Annotated in this window: 22 protein-coding genes; all 22 read right to left on the bottom strand. The window is 37.6% G+C overall.

The window, feature by feature from the left end; translation table 11 throughout:
• The coding region (locus ACEW8F_RS11935; protein ID WP_373483692.1) for a transposase at positions 1–278 on the bottom strand (278 nt) is incomplete at its 3' end.
• A gap of 224 nt (positions 279–502) precedes the next feature.
• Entirely contained in the window at positions 503–1,507 is a 1,005-nt protein-coding gene (locus ACEW8F_RS11930) for a type I phosphomannose isomerase catalytic subunit (protein WP_373483691.1), read from the bottom strand.
• On the bottom strand, positions 1,476–2,792 hold the full coding sequence (locus ACEW8F_RS11925; RefSeq protein ID WP_373483690.1) for a sugar phosphate nucleotidyltransferase: 1,317 nt from the start codon (positions 2,790–2,792) through the stop codon (positions 1,476–1,478). Before ACEW8F_RS11925 ends, ACEW8F_RS11930 begins: the two co-directional genes overlap by 32 nt.
• 54 nt (positions 2,793–2,846) lie before the next feature.
• A complete protein-coding gene (gene gmd, locus ACEW8F_RS11920) occupies positions 2,847–3,899 on the bottom strand; it encodes a GDP-mannose 4,6-dehydratase (protein ID WP_373483689.1) in 1,053 nt (350 codons plus the stop codon).
• 1 nt (position 3,900) lies between these two features.
• The gene (locus tag ACEW8F_RS11915; RefSeq protein ID WP_373483688.1) at positions 3,901–5,115 is read right to left on the bottom strand and encodes a DegT/DnrJ/EryC1/StrS family aminotransferase; all 1,215 of its coding nucleotides are present in this window, start codon (positions 5,113–5,115) and stop codon (positions 3,901–3,903) included.
• A 14-nt stretch (positions 5,116–5,129) separates the two neighbouring features.
• Entirely contained in the window at positions 5,130–6,068 is a 939-nt protein-coding gene (locus ACEW8F_RS11910; protein WP_373483696.1) for a GDP-L-fucose synthase family protein, read from the bottom strand.
• A gap of 65 nt (positions 6,069–6,133) precedes the next feature.
• Complete coding sequence (locus ACEW8F_RS11905) at positions 6,134–7,564, bottom strand: oligosaccharide flippase family protein (protein ID WP_373483687.1); 1,431 nt, start codon at positions 7,562–7,564, stop codon at positions 6,134–6,136.
• An 85-nt stretch (positions 7,565–7,649) separates the two neighbouring features.
• Complete coding sequence (locus ACEW8F_RS11900) at positions 7,650–8,876, bottom strand: O-antigen ligase family protein (RefSeq protein ID WP_373483686.1); 1,227 nt, start codon at positions 8,874–8,876, stop codon at positions 7,650–7,652.
• A 22-nt stretch (positions 8,877–8,898) separates the two neighbouring features.
• The gene (locus tag ACEW8F_RS11895) at positions 8,899–9,624 is read right to left on the bottom strand and encodes a glycosyltransferase family 32 protein (protein ID WP_373483685.1); all 726 of its coding nucleotides are present in this window, start codon (positions 9,622–9,624) and stop codon (positions 8,899–8,901) included.
• A gap of 18 nt (positions 9,625–9,642) precedes the next feature.
• A complete protein-coding gene (locus ACEW8F_RS11890; RefSeq protein ID WP_373483684.1) occupies positions 9,643–10,683 on the bottom strand; it encodes an alpha-1,2-fucosyltransferase in 1,041 nt (346 codons plus the stop codon).
• Between the two features lie 35 nt (positions 10,684–10,718).
• The gene (locus ACEW8F_RS11885) at positions 10,719–11,819 is read right to left on the bottom strand and encodes a glycosyltransferase (RefSeq protein WP_373483683.1); all 1,101 of its coding nucleotides are present in this window, start codon (positions 11,817–11,819) and stop codon (positions 10,719–10,721) included.
• A gap of 32 nt (positions 11,820–11,851) precedes the next feature.
• The gene (locus ACEW8F_RS11880; protein WP_373483682.1) at positions 11,852–12,922 is read right to left on the bottom strand and encodes a glycosyltransferase family 4 protein; all 1,071 of its coding nucleotides are present in this window, start codon (positions 12,920–12,922) and stop codon (positions 11,852–11,854) included.
• 21 nt (positions 12,923–12,943) lie between these two features.
• Positions 12,944–14,041, bottom strand: a complete 1,098-nt coding sequence (gene wecB / locus ACEW8F_RS11875; RefSeq protein WP_373483681.1) for a non-hydrolyzing UDP-N-acetylglucosamine 2-epimerase — start codon at positions 14,039–14,041, stop codon at positions 12,944–12,946.
• 51 nt (positions 14,042–14,092) lie between these two features.
• On the bottom strand, positions 14,093–14,371 hold the full coding sequence (locus ACEW8F_RS11870) for a hypothetical protein (protein ID WP_373483680.1): 279 nt from the start codon (positions 14,369–14,371) through the stop codon (positions 14,093–14,095).
• A gap of 96 nt (positions 14,372–14,467) precedes the next feature.
• The gene (locus ACEW8F_RS11865) at positions 14,468–15,691 is read right to left on the bottom strand and encodes a nucleotide sugar dehydrogenase (RefSeq protein ID WP_373483679.1); all 1,224 of its coding nucleotides are present in this window, start codon (positions 15,689–15,691) and stop codon (positions 14,468–14,470) included.
• Positions 15,692–15,693: 2 nt separating this feature from the next.
• Positions 15,694–16,467, bottom strand: coding sequence for a WecB/TagA/CpsF family glycosyltransferase (locus ACEW8F_RS11860; RefSeq protein WP_373483678.1), 774 nt, complete (start codon positions 16,465–16,467; stop codon positions 15,694–15,696).
• A 218-nt stretch (positions 16,468–16,685) separates the two neighbouring features.
• The gene (locus ACEW8F_RS11855; RefSeq protein ID WP_373483677.1) at positions 16,686–18,101 is read right to left on the bottom strand and encodes a sugar transferase; all 1,416 of its coding nucleotides are present in this window, start codon (positions 18,099–18,101) and stop codon (positions 16,686–16,688) included.
• 50 nt (positions 18,102–18,151) lie between these two features.
• Entirely contained in the window at positions 18,152–19,177 is a 1,026-nt protein-coding gene (locus ACEW8F_RS11850; RefSeq protein WP_373483676.1) for an LCP family protein, read from the bottom strand.
• A 46-nt stretch (positions 19,178–19,223) separates the two neighbouring features.
• Complete coding sequence (locus ACEW8F_RS11845; RefSeq protein WP_373483675.1) at positions 19,224–19,988, bottom strand: hypothetical protein; 765 nt, start codon at positions 19,986–19,988, stop codon at positions 19,224–19,226.
• Positions 19,978–20,676, bottom strand: coding sequence for a CpsB/CapC family capsule biosynthesis tyrosine phosphatase (locus ACEW8F_RS11840; protein ID WP_373483674.1), 699 nt, complete (start codon positions 20,674–20,676; stop codon positions 19,978–19,980). The genes ACEW8F_RS11845 and ACEW8F_RS11840 overlap by 11 nt, the downstream gene beginning before the upstream one ends.
• A 4-nt stretch (positions 20,677–20,680) precedes the next feature.
• On the bottom strand, positions 20,681–21,463 hold the full coding sequence (locus tag ACEW8F_RS11835) for a CpsD/CapB family tyrosine-protein kinase (protein WP_373483673.1): 783 nt from the start codon (positions 21,461–21,463) through the stop codon (positions 20,681–20,683).
• A 27-nt stretch (positions 21,464–21,490) separates the two neighbouring features.
• Positions 21,491–22,240 (bottom strand): YveK family protein, encoded by a 750-nt coding sequence (locus ACEW8F_RS11830; RefSeq protein WP_373483672.1) that lies wholly within the window; start codon positions 22,238–22,240, stop codon positions 21,491–21,493.
• Positions 22,241–22,486: the final 246 nt, after the last annotated feature.

Genomic DNA, 22,486 nt, shown 5'->3' with positions numbered 1-22,486 from the left:
AGATTTAAAAACCATCGGAACACAATATCTGTTTGAATTCGTTTTACAACTTCGACATCGGAAAGTCGATACAAGTATTCCAGAAGAAAAATTTTAACCAGCATGACCGGATCTTTCGAACCACGGCCAATTGGACTATATTGATCTTTTACCAAGTCATAAATGAATGAAAAATCGATGATTGAATCAATTTTTATTAGCAGGTGATCCTTGGGCACCAACTTCTCAAAGATGATATGATCAAACATATCTAATTGCGGTCTGTTTTTTTTCAACATGGACTGAAACCCCCTTGTATACAACGTTTTACATGATTTCTTTATACCCACTATTGGCTATTTTAGTTGCTATTATGGGGTAGTTAATCAATAAATTTCGTTGTGAGATTAGAGCGAGCATATTTATTCGTGTTATTGTATAGATTTACAGGTGGCTTCGTTTTTCGGAGGTTTCAGTGGCACCGCTAACCCATTTTTCGGAGGTTTCAGTGGCACCGCTACCACTAGCAGCTTACTTTTAACAGCTGTGCCTTTCCATGTAATTTTAAAGGTACGGAGTTTGCAGGAATAAAGATGCAATCTCCCTTAAAGAAATTAAGCGGTATATTTTCATCAAACAAGATCCCACAACCATCCACGCACAATAGAACCTGAAAGGAATTACCATCAGTCTGGAAGTCTGCCATCGTCCTCGTCCGTTCCGTATTTATCAATACCCGTTCCACCTGGAAATACTTGCACCTACACAAAAACTCTGATGCATAACCTCTTTTATATTTTAATACACGCATAGGCTGTCTCGGTGCTACACTCCCTTTTAAATTTGCTACCGCCAATGCCTTATCGATGTGTAATTCTCTTGTTTTTCCATTCTTATTCAGACGGTTATAATCATAAAGACGATAAGTGAGATTTGAATTCTCCTGTATTTCAGCAATCAAAGCACCTGCCCCGATTGCATGAACCGTTCCTGATTCAATATAAAACACATCATCTTTTTGAATTTTCACTTTCTGCAAATATTTTTCTACTGTGCCTTCATGCAGACTCTTACGTAGAATCTCCTGGTCCATATCACGGTAGAAACCATATACTAGCGTGGCATCTTTTGTAGCATCCAAAACATACCACATTTCATTTTTGCCTAGAGATCCCATTTCATGTTCTTTGGCATAGGCATCATCTGGATGAACTTGAACAGATAAATCCTTCTTTGCGTCAATCAGTTTAATAAGAATTGGTAACTCTCCATCAGTTTTTGGATGGGTTCCAAGATACTCTGGATGTTCTTTCAGTACTTTGGACAAAAGCATCCCTTCCATCTCTCCACTAGCAACAATACTAATTCCATCAGGATGTGTGGAACATTCCCATGTTTCTGCCAATGGTGTCAAATCAAATTCTTTAGAAAATTCGTCTTTTAGACGCCTACCACCCCACAAATAATCCTGTCCAGCTGGTTTTAACAAAAATGCATTACAATTCAAGCTCATATTTATTTTTGTCATGAACACTTATCTCCTTACCAAGCTGCACTTCCACAATCTTCAATTCCGTATCTGCTAGAATCGTGTGTCTACAACCTGCTTGCATTGTTACAACATCACCCGCTGTTACCAGCTGTTCCATGCCATCGACAACACTTCGACCTTTACCAGAAATAAATGTCCAGACTTCATCCCTTCTCTCATGACTGTGGTAGTTCATTTTATAACCGGGATTTAATGTTATCTTAATGGTCATACTTTCATCTTCTACGTCCAGAACCCGGAAACTTCCCCATGACTTTTCCGCAAACATAATCTGCTGGTCTATTTTATCCACATATGGCTTTATGTAGCTAGACTGTTCCTTATCTGAAACCAGAATTCCCTCTGGACTTGCAGACACTACTACATCCTTCAACCCCATACATAAAATAGGGACATCCAGTTCATTAATTACATGAACATTCTCACATTTGTCATTTAGAGTAGCATCTCCAACAATATCTTCCTGCATAGCTTCTGTCAGTGTATTCCAGGTTCCAAGGTCTTTCCATCCCCCCGCAAAACGCATCACCTGAATATTATCTTCCTTTTCAACCACTGCATAATCAAAACTAATTTTAGACAAGGTTTCATATTTCGCAAATAAATCTTGATAATCTGTAAAATCGATTAATGCGTGTGCCTTATTCAGCACGTACTTCAGTTTATATGCAAACACACCACCATTCCAGAGTGCCCCTTGACTAATATAGGATTTTGCTGTCGCTACATCAGGTTTTTCTTTGAAGGTAGAAACCTTACTTACATTATCTTTGCTTTCTGGAATGATATAACCATATTTCTCACTCGAGTAGGTTGGTTCAATTCCCATTAACACCAAGTTCGCATCACCTTTTTCTGCAAGATTCTGAAGTTCTTTTAATGCTTCAAAATAATTCGATTCTACATAAGAGTCAATTGGGCAAACTATCACCGATTCCTCTTCGGATATCCCACAAACATCTGTTAAGTATGCTGTTGCCAAAGCAATTGCAGGGAATGTATCTCTTCTGCAAGGCTCAATGGAAATCCCTACATTCTCTCCCAACTGATTGTGAATTGAAGATACTTGTGACTTTGAAGTAGCAATAGTGACCACTGCATCAGAATCCACTTTCTTAATCTGTCGATATACCCTTTGTACCATAGATTCATAATCACCATTTTCGGTCCTGAAAATCTTTATAAATTGTTTGGAACGGATGTCATTTGATAACGGCCAAAGTCGTTTTCCAGAACCACCTGATAAAAGAACAATATTCATAGTTTTTCTCCATATAATCTGCGTTATTTTATGAAACCCATCTATATTTACAAATCAGTCAGCTGATTTTGTAGTTTTCTCTTTTTCAACAAATTTCACATCATATTCAACCATTATGCGAACAAGTTCAGCAAATGGAGTTTTGGTTGGATTCCATCCCAATTCATTTCTTGCTTTTGATGGGTCTCCCCATAAGTTTACAACATCAGTTGGACGGTAAAAATCAGGTGACACTTCAATTACTATTCTACCTGTTTCTTTATTGATACCCTTCTCTTCCATGCCCTCACCAATAAACTTTAATTCAATGCCAACATGACTAAACGCCGCTTCGCAAAACTCTCTTACTGAGTGTTGTTCACCTGTTGCAATAACAAAATCATCTGGCGTGTTATTCTGAAGGATCAACCACATGCATTCAACATAATCTTTAGCATAACCCCAATCACGTAAACTTGATAGATTCCCGAGAAACAATTTATCTTGCTTTCCTTGAGCAATTCGCGCGGCAGCTAAAGAAATTTTTCGTGTAACAAAGGTCTCCCCTCTTCGCTCAGATTCATGATTAAATAATATTCCAGAGCAACAAAACATGTTATATGCTTCTCTATATTCTTTAATAATCCAAAAACCATACTGCTTTGCAACAGCATAAGGACTATAAGGATGAAATGGCGTCGTCTCTTTCTGCGGAACTTCTTCAACCTTTCCATATAATTCAGAAGTTGATGCTTGATAAATCCTACAGGTTTTCTCTAATCCACAAATTCTAACAGCCTCTAATACTCGCAAAACTCCTATAGCAACAACATCTGCAGTATACTCAGGAACATCAAAAGAAACGCCAACATGGCTCTGTGCTGCTAAATTATAGATTTCGTCCGGTCTAACTATTCCAATCACTTTTATTAAACTAATCGCATCACTCAAATCACCATAGTGCAAGTGAAAGTCAGGATTATCTTCTAAATGTGCAACTCTTTCCCTATAATCTACTGACGAACGGCGGATGACACCATGCACATCATACCCTTTTTCTAATAAAAATTCCGATAGATAAGAACCGTCTTGACCAGTTACACCTGTAATTAACGCAACTTTTTCCATTTTATTTATCTCCCTTTTCATTCGCATAAGCATCAAGATATTTACCTATCATTTCAATTTGATAGTCTAATTGTTCTATTGTTAATCCATGATGACAACCAATATAAAAACCATAATGATCTATATATTCTGCAACTGGATAATCTTTTTCAATATCACCAAACAGTTCTATATAAATTGGCTGATTCAATAACGGTAGCATCGGACGCGTTTCAATATTGCATTTTTCAAGATATTTTACGAATTCCTTCATTGTGATACCTGTGGAAGACTTGATAACAATTGGGAACATCATATATGTATGTTCAATATTTTCTGGATGCCTAGGTAATTGAATCAAGTTTTCATATTTTTCCAAGCCATTAATCAAATAGTTTGCATTTTCATGTCTCTTACCCATAATTTCATCTTTTCTCTCTAATTGGGCTAAACCTAACGCACCCTCAATTTCACCAACACGATAGCTGTAACCGATTCTAATAAAAGTGAACCGTCGATCTAAATCCGACTGCATCCGTTTAGGGCAAACAGTTTTTCCATCAGATGCAACACATCTTTCGCAAGTACATGCTCTGCCATGAGCAACAAGCGAACGTAGAATCTCCATATAATTTTTATCGCTTGTACAAACAACACCACCGATTCCTGTTGTAATGGTGTGTGCAACGTATGTGCTAAAACATGTGATAACGCCAAAGCTACCAACCGGTTTATCATCCACCTTGGCAAAATGAGCTTCCGCACAATCCTCGACCACTCTCAAATTGTGTTTCTTAGCGATTTCCATTATTGCATTCATATTGCAAGGCATACCGAAGGTATGTACGGGGATGATGCACTTTGTATTATCCGTTATGTGTTTTTCTATTTCTTTAGGATCCATGTTATAGGTATCAGGTTCCACATCCACAAACACAACCTTCAGCCCAGTGTGTAAAACTGAGTTTGATGTCGCAATAAATGTAATTGTAGGGACAATCACTTCCGTATTTTCATCCCAGCCGTCAACCTCTTTAAGTGTCTCAAGTGCCAGGTGAAGGGCTGATGTTCCGCTATTGCACATAACGCCATATTTCTGGCCGTGAACCAATGCAAATTCTCTCTCAAATTTCTGAACATACTTTCCTTGAGACAATCTTTCATCATCTAGGGCATCCATAACATACTTTTTTTCTATATCTGTTACTGATGCAAAACCAACACCAATTTTCTCCATTTCTTATTTCACCTTTAATTAAACCTCTCGTAGTTATCGATATACCACTGATATGTCTTTGCAATGCCATCCCTAAGTTCAGTCTGATATTTCCAGCCGTTCTCAGTCAATTTAGAACAATCCATTAGTTTCTGCGGCATGCCATCTGGTTTTGTTTTATCATAAACAAGTTCACCTTCATAACCCACAATATCCTTTACAATCAGCGAAAGATCTGTAATAGATACATCTGATCCGGTTCCTACATTAAAGAAATCATTGCCTGAATATGATTCCATCAGATAAACGCACGCATCTGCCATGTCATCAACAAAAAGTAATTCTCTCCTTGCCTTTCCAGTTCCCCAGATAGTTACTGTTGGAGAATTATTTATCTTAGCTTCATGGAATTTCCTAATCGTAGCTGCTACAACATGTGAACGAACCAGGTCAAAACTATCTCCGATTCCATAAAGATTACATGGCATGATACTTATATAATCAGTGCCATATTGACGATTATACATTTCACACAACTTTATTCCCGCAATCTTTGCGATAGCATATCCTTCATTCGTAGGCTCAACCTTACCGTCTAGAAGATACTCCTCTTTCATCGGTTGCGGACACTCCCGCGGATAAATACATGAAGAGCCAAGAAATACCAGTTTCTTTACTCCATTTTTATACGCTGAATTGATAATATTATTCTGAATCATCAAATTATCATAAAGGAAAACAGCTGGCGACTGGATATTGGCCATAATACCTCCAACTTTAGCTGCCGCCAAAATAACAATGTCCGGTTTTTCTTTGTTGAAAAACTGCTCTACATCCGCCTGTACTGTTAAATCCAGTTCTTTAGACGTTCTTAGTACAAAATTTGTATACCCTTTTTCAATTAACTTTCTGTATATTGCGGATCCAGCCATACCTCGATGACCTGCTATATATATATTAGAATCTTCACTGATCATAAAAAGAGCCTCCTCTCCTACAGATATTCTTCAGAAAATTCTACTGCGTTAAAATACATATTTCATTCATCTTTAAATCTCCTTTTCATTTTATCACATACCTGCATCAGGATAGGTTCTTTAATTATTAGCAAAGAGACATAATAAACTATGAAAAAAACACTTCCTGTCAAAGCTAATTGTACTATTACATACACTCCACTTATAAATCTACCAACTATAAAACTTATTACCGTTGCTAATATCAACGGAACAAAATATTTCCACAATGTAATTCTAGAAAAAATATACATTCTATATTCTTTGGCTAAGCCACCGCTCATACAAAGTACGTTCCAGCTTTCTGTTACTAACGTTCCAATAGCAGCGCCAAACGCCCCCCAAAACGGAATCATAATTGCATTCAAAATTATGTTTATCCACATTCCAACAAAAACACTCAGGGAATATCTTTTTTCATCTCCAAGTGGAATAAGAATCTGATTGCCAAACAGATTACTCATGACCAACGGTACTATGCATACCATGAGTACTCTCAATGTATTTGCTACCGGAAGGAATTCGCTTCCACATAAAAATGCAATACAGTTTTCTGCAAATACTACTACATATAACGCAATAGGGATCGCCAAAAGAAATGAGACTCTCAAGGATTTTTCCGTCAAATTCTTCGCAAGCTCTTTATTGCCATTTTTTATATAATACGACATTCTTGGCACAATAACAGCCGTGACTGCGGTAGAAAGCGATAAAATCATCGCTTTTATTTTAAGTGCTGCATAATATAATCCAACCTGCTCTTCAGTACCAATAAACCCCAGCATAGAAACGTCAAAGTTGGAATACAATGTTATAATAATTGACGCTGAGAAAAAAAACATAATGGGCTTCAAATGTCGTTTCAGATTGTACTTGGCTTTTTTCTTTAGCGAAACATATTTCCTTAAATTTATAAAATTTAAAATATATGATGCTGACATGGTAAAAATCGTCAAGAAGCCATAAAACAAATAATCGCTTTCTGAACGGATTAATAAAAATGTTAGCACCACAGATATTATCTTGAATGTAATAGAGCGTATAGTAATATATCTATACTCCTCTAAAGCATTATAAACCCATTCTAAACCTATTGTATTCAAGAAAATGTAAACTCCCATTATAACAAAGAGAGCTTTATAACTCTCTAATTTAGGAACTGATAAAACCGCGGCAGTTAAGCATGCATATGCGATAGCAGTAGATATTAAGTTTATAATCAATAATTCTTGAACCAAATGTGATAGCTTCTCTTTATCATCTCGAATTTTGGCACATTCTCTAAGCCCATACCCAGGTATTCCTAATATGGCAATATATAAAAAATAAGACAAAATAGAATTTACAAAAGCAACTTTTCCCGTCCCTACTGTTCCCAAAACTCGTGCTACATATGAATAAGTAATTAGAGGAAAAATAAAGTTCGAAGTAGTCAGGATTATACTCATAAACATGTTCTTCTTAATTGACTTTTGACTAACCATAAATACTAAATTCAGCCTCCATTCTATTCGCCATGTAACAAAGGGATTTATCTACTCAGCAACAATTATTATTGTTATCATCAGCTCCCTTATATTCCTCAATTAGAGCAAGAAAAATCATCAAGAAGAAATATCCATGTTCCCAATACCAATGAGCTTCTGTCAAACTGGTAATGATAAAAAATAATGGAAACAAGAAATACACCATTAAATTATATTTCTTAAATATACTCCATCCATTTCGTAGCAACTTAATCCATAATGTTATAAACCAGACTAATCCAAAAGAACCATACAAATAAACAAAACCTATAAGACCATTATCATTTAATAAGATGCCTTCATTATTTCCAGACGCATTCAATGATAATACATTACTTGCACTAGGATAACCACAACCTAGGATTGGATGGCTAGCAATTGATGCCAAATAAAAGGTTCTGCCACTCGTTCTAGTAGCTAAATAAGCATCTCCGCCAGAAAATATCGCGTTCAAAATGTTCTGATAATAATCGGTGCTTATTAAAAATCCAACAACTATACATCCTAAAATGACATATCCAATCTTATATTGTTGCCTATTTATCATCAATAAAACAAATATAATCAAACAAATCAAAAGGCCAATACTGGTCATACGATATTTCTGAACTACTACAATCTCCAAAAGTATTGCTGCAATAATGACTAAATCTTTAATTTTTCTTATTCCCTTATCAGTTGTAAAACTATCCAATTTCACAAACATTAAAAAAACAAATAGTATTGGCATATAATAATACCTTAGTCCTCTAGCCGTACTATTTATTGTGTAAACATGAAGAAGCTCCACGTTTTGTGAAAGGAAGTACTGTATAAAGCACAGTAACAGCTGTATTATTCCAATATTCTCTAAAATTTTTACAAAAGAACTCTTGTTTATATACCCATTTTTTAATATACTCGAGATTGCAAAATACACCAATGACCAGACCAATATTCTTCTCTGCGGACTCAATGTATCTACTATACTTTGATGGTATAAAATAGAACTTTGAATCATGCAAACTAATACTAACCCTATGCCCCCCAGAACCCAAGGCGTATATTCAAATTTCCCCTTCTTTTTCCATGATGTTTTCCATATCCAATATGAACACCATACAAGGCATATTAAATAACTTATATTTTCATATGTCACACCTAGAATTCCTGTCTTAATGTCAATAAGATACAGATAAGACATGGATATAATCAAAATAAAATAAATCTGAATGTTTATACGTTTTATCTTTAATTTCAAGTCCATTTTCTCCCAATCTAGGCTACTTGAATCGTTGTTTCAGTTCAATTAATCTAATGAAGTTTTTTCGCCCAATTACATGCTTTATTATATTTCTAAGCTTCATTTTAAACTTGAGTCCATTACTTCTCCAGGTTGCTGCATAATGATGTACAGAAATAGTATTGTCAGTTATACAAGGTTCTTTTAAAATCTGATCATATGCACAGAAAAAATCAGAAGGATATATAGCAATATCTTCAACTATTTGAAACTGATTATTTCGCACAAGTCCATACCTATCTAACACATCTGACATTCGTTCATTTATTGTATATAAATGTTCTTTATCATCAAATACATCACCATCAAATGAATCTAGTATTTCCTTCACTATTAAACATCTTGGTTCACATGCAAACACTAATCCTGGATTAACATATCCCATGTCTTCAAAACCAGCAAACGCTTTATACTGAATAATTGTTTCCGGAATCTCTCTTATCAATTCAACATCTGTATCAAAATAAATCCCCCCATATTCATAGAGAACATCAAACCTGATATAGTCAGCTACAAACGCCCACTTTCTCTCTGAATAAGCCTTATCAATATATGGATTTTTATGAATATCGTAATTACTTTCATTCCACTCGATGATATCGTAATCTGGAAGAACTCTTTTCCATGAATCAATACACTTCTGTATCAACGGTGATTTTTGACCATTCCCAACCCAAACATAATGTATTTTTTTTGGTATTGCCATAGCTCCGTCTCCTGTAACTCAACAATGATGTGTTGTATTTATCTGAACCTCAGGCGAAACTGTTATCTTATTTTTATAATCAATTAGAAAAGCAGACCACCAACTAAAAGAGCTCAATGTTATTATACAATTCTTACACAGAGTCATAAGCTGCATATCTCTATAGCTTTCTTTCCCTTTATTCCAATCAACAAATTTAATACAATCATCCCGGTTTAATCCAAGCATTTTCAGATTGTTTTTTGCCCATGTCACACTATCAGGATCACTAAAAATATAAAATTGCGGATTAGACACTTCTCTTTTTATTAATTTTACAGCTCTCCGGAAATATCCCCCGCTGTTATACTTTTGGGTACCTCCGACCATATCTCCTCTCCGGACATGAATTGCTACGGAATCTGAAGACATGATTTGATTAGCTACTTCTATATTATTATTTTCAATAAATTCTGGAAACACAAACGATTTCCGTATTTCTTTTTCTAAAGTTTCAATTTGATTTCCTCTAAATCTAAATAGTAATGTAAATCCGCATAGCAAGTCTCTTTCATCAACAAAAAATAATCGTTCTGGTAGTTTTGTTCTTGCTATAATTCTATTTGGGTTATACTCTATTATTTTGCGTCGAATGTTATATCCTAAATCTGTCTTGAAGAATTCTGACAACTTTTCTCGTAACCACCCTCTATTTCGCTTAATATCATTAGAAACGCAAATATTACTTAAATTCAAATTACCATATATATTTAAAGCATTTACTATCGCTTCCGGATAATTCCAGGAATGTTCCCAAAATCTACTTTCTTTTACAGCATCAATAACCTTTTCCCATGCCTCATCTGAAAACAAGTCTCTAATATTAGGCAAATCAAGCCCGAATATTCTATCCAGCTCATATCCATTCCACTGACATATATATTCCGAGGCTTCTGGTATTTCATAAATAATTGTTTCTATATAACATTTTTCTGTGGGATGATTTTTCTTAATTGCAAGATACTCTACATACCCCAGCATTTGATTTCCCAAACCCGATTCTATATGAACTACCTTCATAATCTATACCCCTTTCTTTGCCTGCCTAAAATGCCTTATTCCTTATAAAGAAGTCCTAATTCCGAAAAGACCAATTCGAATCTTTTCATCCAAGTATGCTCACTTTCCGCACGTTTTCTCGCACACATTCTTATTTGTTTTCTTTCAGCATCTCTTTTTGGGTCTAAATAGTATTTTGCTTTCCGTATCATTTCCTCTTCTGTTCTGTAAAAAATTATTTCCTTATCTTCTTCAAAATACCTCGACAGTTCTTCATTATATTTGCAAAATAGTATACCGCCGCTCATAGGTATTTCGAAACATCTCAGCACAATCACTTCGACTGAATTTTTTAAAATACCTGTGTCTCTCGCTGATGTGCTGGATAAAGACAGTGAATATTCTGAATATAGTTTTGATATTTCATCAAATTCCACGCCTGGACGAATAACCAAGGAGTTATTATCTTTAATGAAGGAATGTTTTCTTACTTTTTGCTTTAAAGCAGACCAAAGAACTTTTCTTCCTATAGAGAACGAAAAAAACCTTACCATTTTCTGCATATATTCCGTAATGGTATGCTTTTTCTTTACCACTTTACCATTATTTACATTTGCGTAAACATCAACTGGTATACCAGCGCTGGTAATGTTATTTATCATATTAGCCCTACTACCATAAGGAGTTCCATTAAAGACCATCTTATTGCGCTCTAAATCAGCTACCTTGTAATAATATTTATAAGGATTTGCAGCATACGGCGAAAAAACAGTCTTGGCTCCCCAACGATCAAACATATGCTTGGTTTCAATTGCAGTTAACCATACCAAATCAAAGTATGCACATACCTTTTTATGTTCATATGGAATAAGAAGATTATCAAAACAAATTAAAAGATTCGGAATACCAAGCTTTTTTATTTCCTTCAATGTGTCTATATATAACAGTTTCTCATTGTGGCATGTCATAAACATGTCATATTTCTTTTCTTGTAACTGTCCTATAAGATTTGCATTAGCAAGATCAACATTTTTAAAATTCAGCGGATTAAAAACTTCAATATTAATACCGTGGTGGCTCAATTCATCAATAAAGTGAACATTTTGCCACAAATACATCGGAGTTTGTTGTTGCCGAAAATAGTATAAAATTTCCAATTTACATTCCTCTTTATTATTATCTCAATGATTTATTTTGACAGATAAACATTTCTGTATACTTCAAATAGTTTTTTCAAAAAAATGTCAATAGAAAATTTATCTACAGCTATACATCTAGCATTAATAGACATATTTTTATAGTTTTCTTTCATTGATACTTTTCCTAATGCATCCGTTAATGCTTCAATATCACCAGGTCTAATTAAAAAACCGCTGATATTATCTAAAACAACAGATGCTATATCTCCAACATCTGTCGCTACAATAGGCATCCCATAACTCGCAGCTTCTAGAATGGAAATGGGAAGACCTTCATTATAAGAAGGCGACACCATTACCTGACAATGTTCTAAATAATATGTTTTTTTATCTCCAGAAACCCAGCCAACAAATTCCACCTTATCGTTTAGGTGCATTTTTTCAACCTCTGTTTTTAGTTTCTTTTCATCGGATCCTGTGCCGGCAATTATAAAATGCATATTGCTAATAGAACCTGTATCCTTTAGCCTTTTTATCGCATTTAACAAATCAGAAAGTCCTTTTCTTGGAATTAGAACTCCTAAATATAGGATTTTACAACAATCAACTCTCCACTGAACCGTCTTTTCAGGTATCTTTATACCATTACTAATAACATATATTTTTGTAGTAGATTCAATGCGACTAATAACTTTTTTCCATTTATCTCCAAGAACTATAAATTGACTACATTCTCTAAGTAACTTTCTGATTTTCTTTTGTTTTAACTCACTGGAGGAATCATACCATTTTTCAAACTCCGACCCATGAAGATGAATAACATCCTTTACCCCTAAGAGTTTGCACAACAAATGAATTGAAAATGCACGAGTAAAACTACCTTTATATGACATATGGACATGGACAATATCAGGTCTATCGCAAATCATTTTACTTATGAGTTTAAAATAAGAGCAACAGAAAAACAAAATCTTAACAGCAGAATTTCCGGGTTTAAAGGTTGGGATAAAGCTCAATTGAATATCATCTTGCTTCCAATCATATTCGCAAATCTGGTTGATAACACTTGTCATTCCGCCTTTATTCGTCGGATGATTCCCGCACATTAATATTTTTATCATTTCTGTTGCTCCCTCCTTCTCTTATAATTCTGCTTCTAAAACATCTGCAATTCTTTCACTTGCATGACCATCGCCATACGGATTTGCTGCATGAGCCATCTTTGCATACTCTTCCTCATCATCGAGCAGTTTTGTGAACCACTCATAAATCATATCTTCATTTGTTCCAACAAGTTTCAATGTACCCGCATCTACCCCTTCAGGTCTTTCTGTTGTGTCTCGCATAACAAGAACAGGTTTACCATAAGTAGGACACTCCTCTTGGATTCCACCGGAGTCTGTCAGGCACAAATGACATCTTGCCTCAAAATTATGACAGTCAAATACTTCAATTGGCTCAATGATACGGATCTGCTTGCTATCTCCGAGTTCTTCATCAGCAGCCTTACGTACAATAGGGTTCATATGAATCGGATAGATTGCTTTTACATCGGGGTGCTCATCCAGTACTCTGCGGATTGCCCGAAACATATTATGCATTGGCTGTCCAAGATTTTCTCTTCTGTGAGCTGTAATAAAAATCATTCTTCCATTACCAACCCAATCCAACTCCGGATGATGATAATCTTCTATTACCGTATACTGCATAGCATCAATAACTGTATTTCCAGTAACATAAATGGTGGAAGCATCTTTTCCCTCATCAAGAAGATGTTTCTTTGCCAACTCTGTTGGTGCAAAATTGAACCGACTGATAATACCTACAGCCTGTCGGTTAAACTCTTCCGGATATGGAGAATAGATATTATATGTGCGAAGACCGGCTTCAACATGACCGACTGGTATCTGGAGATAGAAACATGCAAGAGATGTCACAAATGAAGTGGTTGTATCCCCATGCACCAAGCAAACATCAGGCTTTACTTCTTCTAATACAGCTTTGATACTCTCAAGAATATTTACAGTAACATCAAAGAGAGACTGCTTATCCTTCATAATAGAAAGATCATAATCAGGCACAACATGGAAAGTTTCCAGTACCTGATCTAACATCTGACGATGCTGGCCTGTAACACAAACAATTGACTTAATACTTTCCCTTTTTTTTAATTCATGTACCAGAGGGCACATTTTAATTGCTTCAGGACGTGTACCAAATACAAGCATTATCTTTTTCACTACTAATTGCCCCCTACATTATTACTATGTTTCACAATCTTTGCAGCACGCCTACTGCCAACAAATATCTGGTAAATCATTTAAGATCACGGCACCAGCACCAACAATAATATTATTTCCAACATGAACCGGTCCTTTTATATTTGCACCCGTACCTATACTCACATTATCTCCAAGCACCGGTACTTCATAAATGTTAGATGTACCGCCTAATGTAACATTCTGCGAGATATGACACCCTTTATTTTGTAAACCTTGGTAACCAAAAACTGTTCCTTCACCAATATAAGCTTGAAAAGGTATAACTGATGCCCAAAGTATTCTGATCAATATTTTTATAACTTGTGGTAAAAATGGAATGTGATGAAGATATTAGAATCTCGATACTTTATACAATTTATATACGTTCAGTGAATACTCCTAAATTTACAATCTATACGTCCCCTCTAAGTCGCAAATTTTTCTAGTATCAAGAATAACTTTATCTTTCAATTTATCCATATTATTCTTGATTTCATCATGGCCAACAAGGAGGACAACCAAATCAACAGCTTCAAGGAATTCATCTAAATCATGCATCTGATTCGGGATAATATCTATTTCAATAAATGGATCATAGACCTTTACAAGATTACCACATAAGTGTTTTTCCATGGTCTCTAACATCTGAAGAGTCGGCGATTCTCTCATATCGTCGACATTTTCTTTATATGTCAGACCATAAAAACCAACACGACTTACGTCGGTTATTCTGGTTTCTTTCATAATGTCATAGATTCTCTCCAAGACAAACTCAGGCATCGAATCATTAATCTTTCTAGCTGCTAAAATGATATTCGCGAGACCAGGATAATCACCAACCAAGAACCAAGGATCAACAGAAATACAGTGACCGCCAACACCTGGGCCTGGTGAAAGAATATTTACACGTGGATGCTTGTTGGCAATTCTGATAATTTCATAAACGTCCAAATTATCAGAACGACAAATCTTTGCAAGCTCATTAGCATAAGCAATATTGATATCACGGTAAGTATTCTCAATAACTTTCGTCATCTCAGCTGTACAAATATCTGTCACAACAATTTCACCTTGGCAGAATGAAGAATAAAAATTTTTAATTTTTTCTCCAATTTCTCTGCTATCAGCCCCTATAGTACGATTGTTATGCAATAATTCATAAATCATATTACCTGGAATAATTCGTTCAGGAGCATGTACCAAATTGATATCCTGGCCTATAATAAATCCTTTTTCTTCAACTAAAGGACGAACATGTTTGTCAATTGTACCGGGTGAAATCGTAGACTCGATAACTATTATCGAACCTTTAAGGCACACTTCCATGACGCACTTAACAGCTGCTTGAACATACTTTGCGTCTATCTTTTTGCTAAATACATCATATGGTGTTGGAACAGTCACAATATAAGTATCTGTCTCTTGATACACTGTCGAAAACTTAATACCGGTATTAACTGCATCTTGGAACAGCTCATCCAAACCGTCTTCCTTAAAAGTAGTTTTCCCAGCATTTAAAGTCTGAATTAGTTCCTTATTGCAATCTGTACCAACTATCTCAATGCCATGTGATGCCATCATAAGAGCTGTCGGCAATCCAATATATCCTAACCCAATAACATTAATCATTATCAGAACCTCCAATTTGCTGTCTTTAATTTAGCTTTCGTTCTATATGTCAATACAACAAATTTTGTATTACCTACAATATAGCGTTTCCACATTCTCCTTGGTTCTTGTATAAATCTATAGAACCATTCTAAATTGTTATTTTGCATCCACATCGGAGCTCTGTTGACAAGACCAGCTACAACGTCGAAGCTCCCACCAACTCCCATAACAAACGGTATCTTAAGCTGTTGCAGATACTTATTCACCCAATATTCTTTCTTAGGCGACGAAAAAGCTACAAACATCATATCTGCTCCTGACTCTTCCATATTCTTAACGATTTCCGGTTCATCCTTTTCTGTAAAATATCCATTTCGATAGCCTACTACTTGTAGATTAGGGTATTTTTCTTCGAATATTCTCTTTACTTTGACTATGACTTCTTCTTTTGCACCAAAAAGATATATCTTATACTCTTTTTGGTGAGCAAGTTCCACAAGCCTGTTGAATAGATCTATTCCTGTTACTCGCTCTTTCAGTGGAATACCTAAATTTTTAGCTGCCCATACAATGGATGCTCCATCTGCATTTATCAGAGGGCAAGAATTTACAATTTTACGGAGTTCTTTATCTTTCTGCATGAGATTTACTTTTGACGCATTAATAACAACGTGCTGTGTCGGAATACGTCTCTTAATAATACTTTCTACTTCAGCAATCGTGTCATCCATAGAGATTGCGTTTACATATGTATTAAGAATACTATATCGATTTTTCTCTTTTATATCTTCCATATTTTATTTCCTTTACTTCACCGCTACTGACAATACCTTTATCCTGTATTTTCTAAATATTTTCAATATTTTCGAAAGAAAGTAACTATTTTTATTAACCTAAGCTTCTCGTCTTTCTATCAGCCATCAAAACATTTCTGACCCACGCTTTTAACTCACTTTTCCCAATAAAAAATCCACCATAGTCCCCCCACAGTGGATCATTTATCCCTTCATCCTCACACCGCTCCACACCGCCCAACCACCACCATCACCGTCTTAAACAGTATCTTCACATCCGACCCCATCCGCCACTCACTGATATATTGATTATCCAGCGCCACGACGTCTTCAAAACTGGTCACTTCACTGCGGCCACTAATCTGCCATAACCCGGTAATCCCCGGCTTCATTGCCAGTCGTGACTTATGGTGAAAGCTATACTCATTAAACTCATCTAGCGTCGGCGGCCGGGTGCCCACCAGCGACATCTCGCCTTTTAAGACATTCCACATCTGCGGTAGTTCATCAATGCTGGTGGTCCGGATAAACTGCCCGATTATGGGGATGATCCGGGGATCATTATCCACCTTAAACATCAGTCCGCTCATTTTATTGCGGGACATCAATTCCGCTTTGCGCTTTTCGGCGTCGGGATACATCGACCGGAACTTATAGATTTTAAAGGGCCGCCCGTTGATCCCCACCCGGGTTTGGGAGTAAAAGATGGGCCCGGGGCTCTTAATGTAAATCAGCGGGGCCACAAAGAGACAACAGATTGCCATAATCAGCAAGCCCACCAGGCTGCCGATGATATCAATTGCCCGCTTAACAAGCAATTGCCGGGCACTGATGACATTTAAACCACTGGTGACAATTTTATACTGACCAAACTCCTCAACGATTTCTTTTTTCGGATATTTACTCTTTCGTTCACCCAGCACATAATGGACCACTACACCCATTGAAATACAGGTTTCTTCGATTTCATAAATCAGTTCATTGTAATGATTGGCAAAGATCAGCACATCGTCAACCACATTTCTTTTGATATATTTATAGGCCGCCTCTTTAGATGGCAATTGGGGAATCTTACAACCGTCGACCGGCTGATTATCCAGTACCACCACCCGGTTGAAATGGTAATCCTTGCAATCATTATTTTGAACGGTAGTAATAATGTTGTCCAGTTCATCCAGGCGATCGCTGAACGTAAACACGACCCCCTTCTTGGCATTCTCATTATTATTTAAACGCTTTTTGCTGGTTGCCTTAATCAGGCTCCTGACCGAATAGGTCAGCACTAATGTCAATAAATACATGAAGGTTAAACTCAGCCGTGAATAAGTAGCGGTGGTTTTTAAAAGAAAGGTAATAAAGATGACCCATCCATAAATTAAACTGACCTGATATAAGACCGACGTCGCTTCAACGAAATAACCGCGGCAGTAAATATTCTTATAAGCATCGTTTAGGATAACGTAAATATAAAAACATAAACACATAATCATTGCCAATCCAAAATACGACCGGTAGTTGTTTTTAGTAATAATGCCACTGATAAGCGGTAATAAAAATGTAATATTCATACAGATAAAATCGCTTATTGTAAACTTATAATACTTTAACCAACTTTCCTTATAGACCTTATACATCGCTTACCCCATTTTCAAAATACCTCTAACCAATAAAAATTGCTGCCATGCTATTCTGCCAGCTTATAAAAAAGATCAACGGTTACCTGGGTCAAATTTCCCTGATCCGGGTAAAACTCAATAAATTCCGGGCCCTGTCGGGCTTCGCCGGCCATCGTATAAATGGCTGCTTCGGGATAGGTTTTAATATAGTTCTGAAACTCATTCATCTTCACATAATCACAATCGGTGGTCAGATAATCTTCCACGGTACCAAAGGCTTTAACTAGAAAATTGCCGTTTTCGGCCACCCGCAGTCTTAAATTGTTATAAAAGCCGTTAATATACTGTTCCTGCCGACGAATCCGCGATAAATTGGTGCCGTCCGCGACATCCATCCGGCGGCGGATAAATTGCAAGGCCAAATCGCCGGTTAAGTTCACCGGGGTCACCGGGGTCTCCGAGGTCTCCGGAGGCGCCGGTACAAAACTGGGATCAATGACGCTGAGATCTTCCGTGATCACAACCTGAACCCCGCCCACCATATCATTTAAGATGGGAATGGCATCCATTTTCATAATCGCGTAATTGTCGACGGTGATGCCGCCCAGCAGTTTTTCCACGGCGTTGACGGTATTTTCCGCACTATCTTTCAGGCCGGTTCCATAAGTATGAGACAAAGCAATTTGTTGATAGGCGGTGCCGGCGCTTTTGCCGCCTAAGCCAAGTACCGGTACTTCCATCATCGTGTCGCGGTTGATAATCAAAATTTTACAGCTGTTTTTGTTTTTATCGTAGGCAATCAGGGCGAGAAAGTCGATCTGCTCATTATTAATGTAGGAATCACTTTCTGTTACCGTGCCAAACTTGTCAACCCCACCGAGAAGAAACGTATATACATCGGGATCTGGTAAGTATTTCTGATCACCGATATAGATTGCTTTTGACTCTTCATAATTTGTCAGGGTTTGACCGGCATTTTCAATTTCTTCTTGTCCAAGTACTTTTCCAAATTCGTGTCCAAAATTTGTTACTGCTAAATAAGCAGTAACAATCGTGATCGTCCCAATAATCAGGATGACAAAGGTACGAAACACGATGTTACTGCTGGTTCTACTATTTTTTCTCATCAGGATAGGTTAATTAGACGGATTTTTTCTTTTTCAGGGCCACGAATACTACTGCTAAAATCACAGCACCCAGACCTAAAACCGGAATCAGCATGGAACTGCCATTGTTGCCGCCTTCTTGACCCGAACTGGTCGGTGGGGCTGCATTTTTCTTGGTCGTGTCGACGGTTGTTGTGGCTGTTGTTGATGTCGTGTCGGCAACCAGAATCGCCACTGGACATAAATGCGGGAATTTAACGGTGATGCTGCCATCGGCATTGACTTTTACATCATTGGACTCGATGAAATCCCATTTGCCGGTATCCTTGTTGTAAACGGTCACGATGACGGTGTCACCTGGTTTGTAATTGCCGCTTAAGGTCAGCTCCAGTTTTTGGCCATTGTCAAATGATAATTCCTGAGCCACTTTGATGTCAAAGATTTCCTTGACAACAATCTTGTCGGCATCAATCCCGGGGAAATTCGCAGTTATATAATCTGCCAAATCCTTAGTGTATTGGGAATCGGGATTGGTGAATTGGGCTTTGGCCTCGTCATAAATCGCTTTTTCTTCCGGACTTAAGGTTCCCTCTGCTGCGTCCGCGGTGATAATAATATCGCTGGCATTGATGGTAATCACATTGCCATCGGCATCGGTGAATGTCGCTGCACCGACTACCTCCGGTGCAGCCTTTGCGCTAACACTCGGGGCTACCGTTGCAAATACCTGCGCACTTGTCAGCGATAACAGCACCGCTGTCATCAACACGATAACTTTCCAATTTTTCTTACCTTTCATAAATAATACCTCCTTCTAAATATTGGTTTTGTTTATCATTAAAAGCATTCACGCTTTTTATGCCTAATTTTTTTTCAATGGTTTGATAGGCTTCCCTCATATTGGGTGGCCGGGATGTTAAATTGTGACAATCCGAGCCGATAAAATCGACGCTGTTTTCATTGATCAGCTTCAGGGCTTTTCTTTGGGTGCCGCGGTTGATGAAATAATCGGCGTTGACCTGAATAAAAAAGTTATCACAGACATAGTCAATATTGTCACTTCTTTTTTGAACCCTGAGATAGCGATCCAAATGGGCAATCACTACTTTTAGTCGGGTTCTATTTTCAATGGCATGCAGGGAATCCAGCATCCGCCTGGTCCAGACTGTCATCGGCATTTCGACTAACAGGAAATCGGTGTCGGAAATTTTTAGTAATTCAATGTCTTCGGAAGAAGCGATCCCATCGTAATAGGCAACTTCGGCGCCAAACCGGAACTTATCAAGTGGCAGAGTCAGGGATTTGATGGCGCTGGCTCTTCTTGCTAAAAAATCGACCGGTCTTTCCAGCCAGGGGTAAAAGTGCGGCGTTGCGACAATCATTTCAACGCCCTGATTAAAAGATGCTTCAATCATTTTCGTTGATTCTGCAACGTTTTTACTGCCGTCATCCATCCCTGGTAAAATGTGCGAATGAAAATCGATCATCCGCTCACCCCTGGGTTAGTGAAGCGCTGGCCTCCACATAATCCGTTTCGTAGTATCCTTTATTCCCATATTTTTTATAATACCCCGATTTTGCCTGGTTGTAACCATTAAAAACAAATCCTAAAATTTTCGTGTTGGAGAATTTTAGCTGTCGAATTGTCTCATTTAGAGATTTGTGATCGCAGCGATCCTGCCGCACCACGACCACCATGCCGTCAAGATGTTTAGAGGCAATCACGGCGTCAGCCACGGCGGTGAGCGGCGGTAAATCAATTAAGATATAATCATAACCCTCGGAACAGATATCTAAAAAACCCTTTAGCTTGTTGGAATCCAGTAGCTCCCCGGGATTGGGGGGAATTCTGCCCGTCGGCGCCAGGTCAAACTTGACCTGTTCCGACATTCTTACGCCCACTAGAATATCACTCACCGTAATCTCATGGTTGACCAGCAGATCGGTCAACCCGACATTTTCATTCAGGCCCAGCTTGGACGCGATGGTCGGTTTTCTAAAATCGGCTTCCAGAACCAGCACCTTCTTTTCGTTTGAGGCAATCGCATAGGCGACATTGATGGTGGTCAGGCTTTTTCCTTCGCCACTTAAGGCACTGGTAATGCCAATAATCTTGCATTTTTTTTCATCGGCAAACGAGAATTCCAAATTGGTTCGTAACAGTTTATAGGCCTCAGCGGCTTGAAAATTCAGGTTCCCGCCGATTTTTTGCTGTTCATTTAATTTATTACGATCAGCACCTTTACCAGATGTCATTTTCTTTCTCCAACCCATCGGCTCACTCCTCCTTTCGCTATTTTTTTATTTGTAATGACTGTAATAATTGTTGTTAATGGCCTTACTGTCCATATCCGGGATAATCGCCAGTAAGGGGATGTCTTCATAGTTGGTGATCAGGTAATTATCATCCCGGATGGTGGTATCACTCAGTTCCAGAACAATAATCATGCCGGCACACAACATAAAACCGATTAACGCACCCACTAAGCTGTTTTTAATCAGGCTGGGGCTGCTTTTCTCCGCCGGAATAACGGCGTAGTCAACAATCCGTACGGAGCTTCCTTCAACGATGCCGCTGATTTTTTCCGGTAAGATTCCGGCAATGGTATTAGCAATTTTTTCGGCCCGGTAGGGGTCGGTATCGGTCACCACCACTTCAAAGACTTCGGTTGAGCTGACCGATTCCGCCGTGATCATTGCGCTTAACTCTTCATAGGTTAAATCCAGTTCGGCCTTGCTGATGATCTCGGTCAGCACCTGTCGGGATTGAAGGATGACAATGTAGGTGGCAACGAGACTTTTTGCCGCGGAAATATCACCGCTGGTCAGACTCAGCGCCGCGGAATCAAACGACAGCGAACTATTGTTAACATACATTTGCGCCCGGGATTCATAAAGCGGTTCAACGTAGAAATAGGTAAAGGCCAGTACCAGGCCACCGCAAATAACTGCTGATAAAACGATTAACCAGGCTTTTCGCCACAGCGCTTTGATCAGTTTAAGTAAATCTATTTCTAAGTCTTCTTCTAATTGATGGGTTGTGTTTGCCATTGATTCTCTCCTAAATAGCACAGTAATAGCACAGTGTTTAATCTTGCATTGGTTGATCGTACATTGTTTAGCATCATTCATTAGACATTTTTCAGTTCATTTCAGTCTAGCACATTTTTTTTGTAAAACAACGTGTGGCAAGCTGTGTGACAGATTTTTTTGCGTTTTTTTGAATTTATTTTGATCGTTTTTTTCGTTTTTTTGACATATGTCAAAGATTTGCGTTTAATTAAGTTTTTTTTAAGA

Source organism: Acetobacterium sp., from assembly GCF_041752335.1.
Lineage (GTDB): Bacteria > Bacillota > Clostridia > Eubacteriales > Eubacteriaceae > Acetobacterium.
This window is presented reverse-complemented; position numbering and strand designations above follow the sequence as displayed.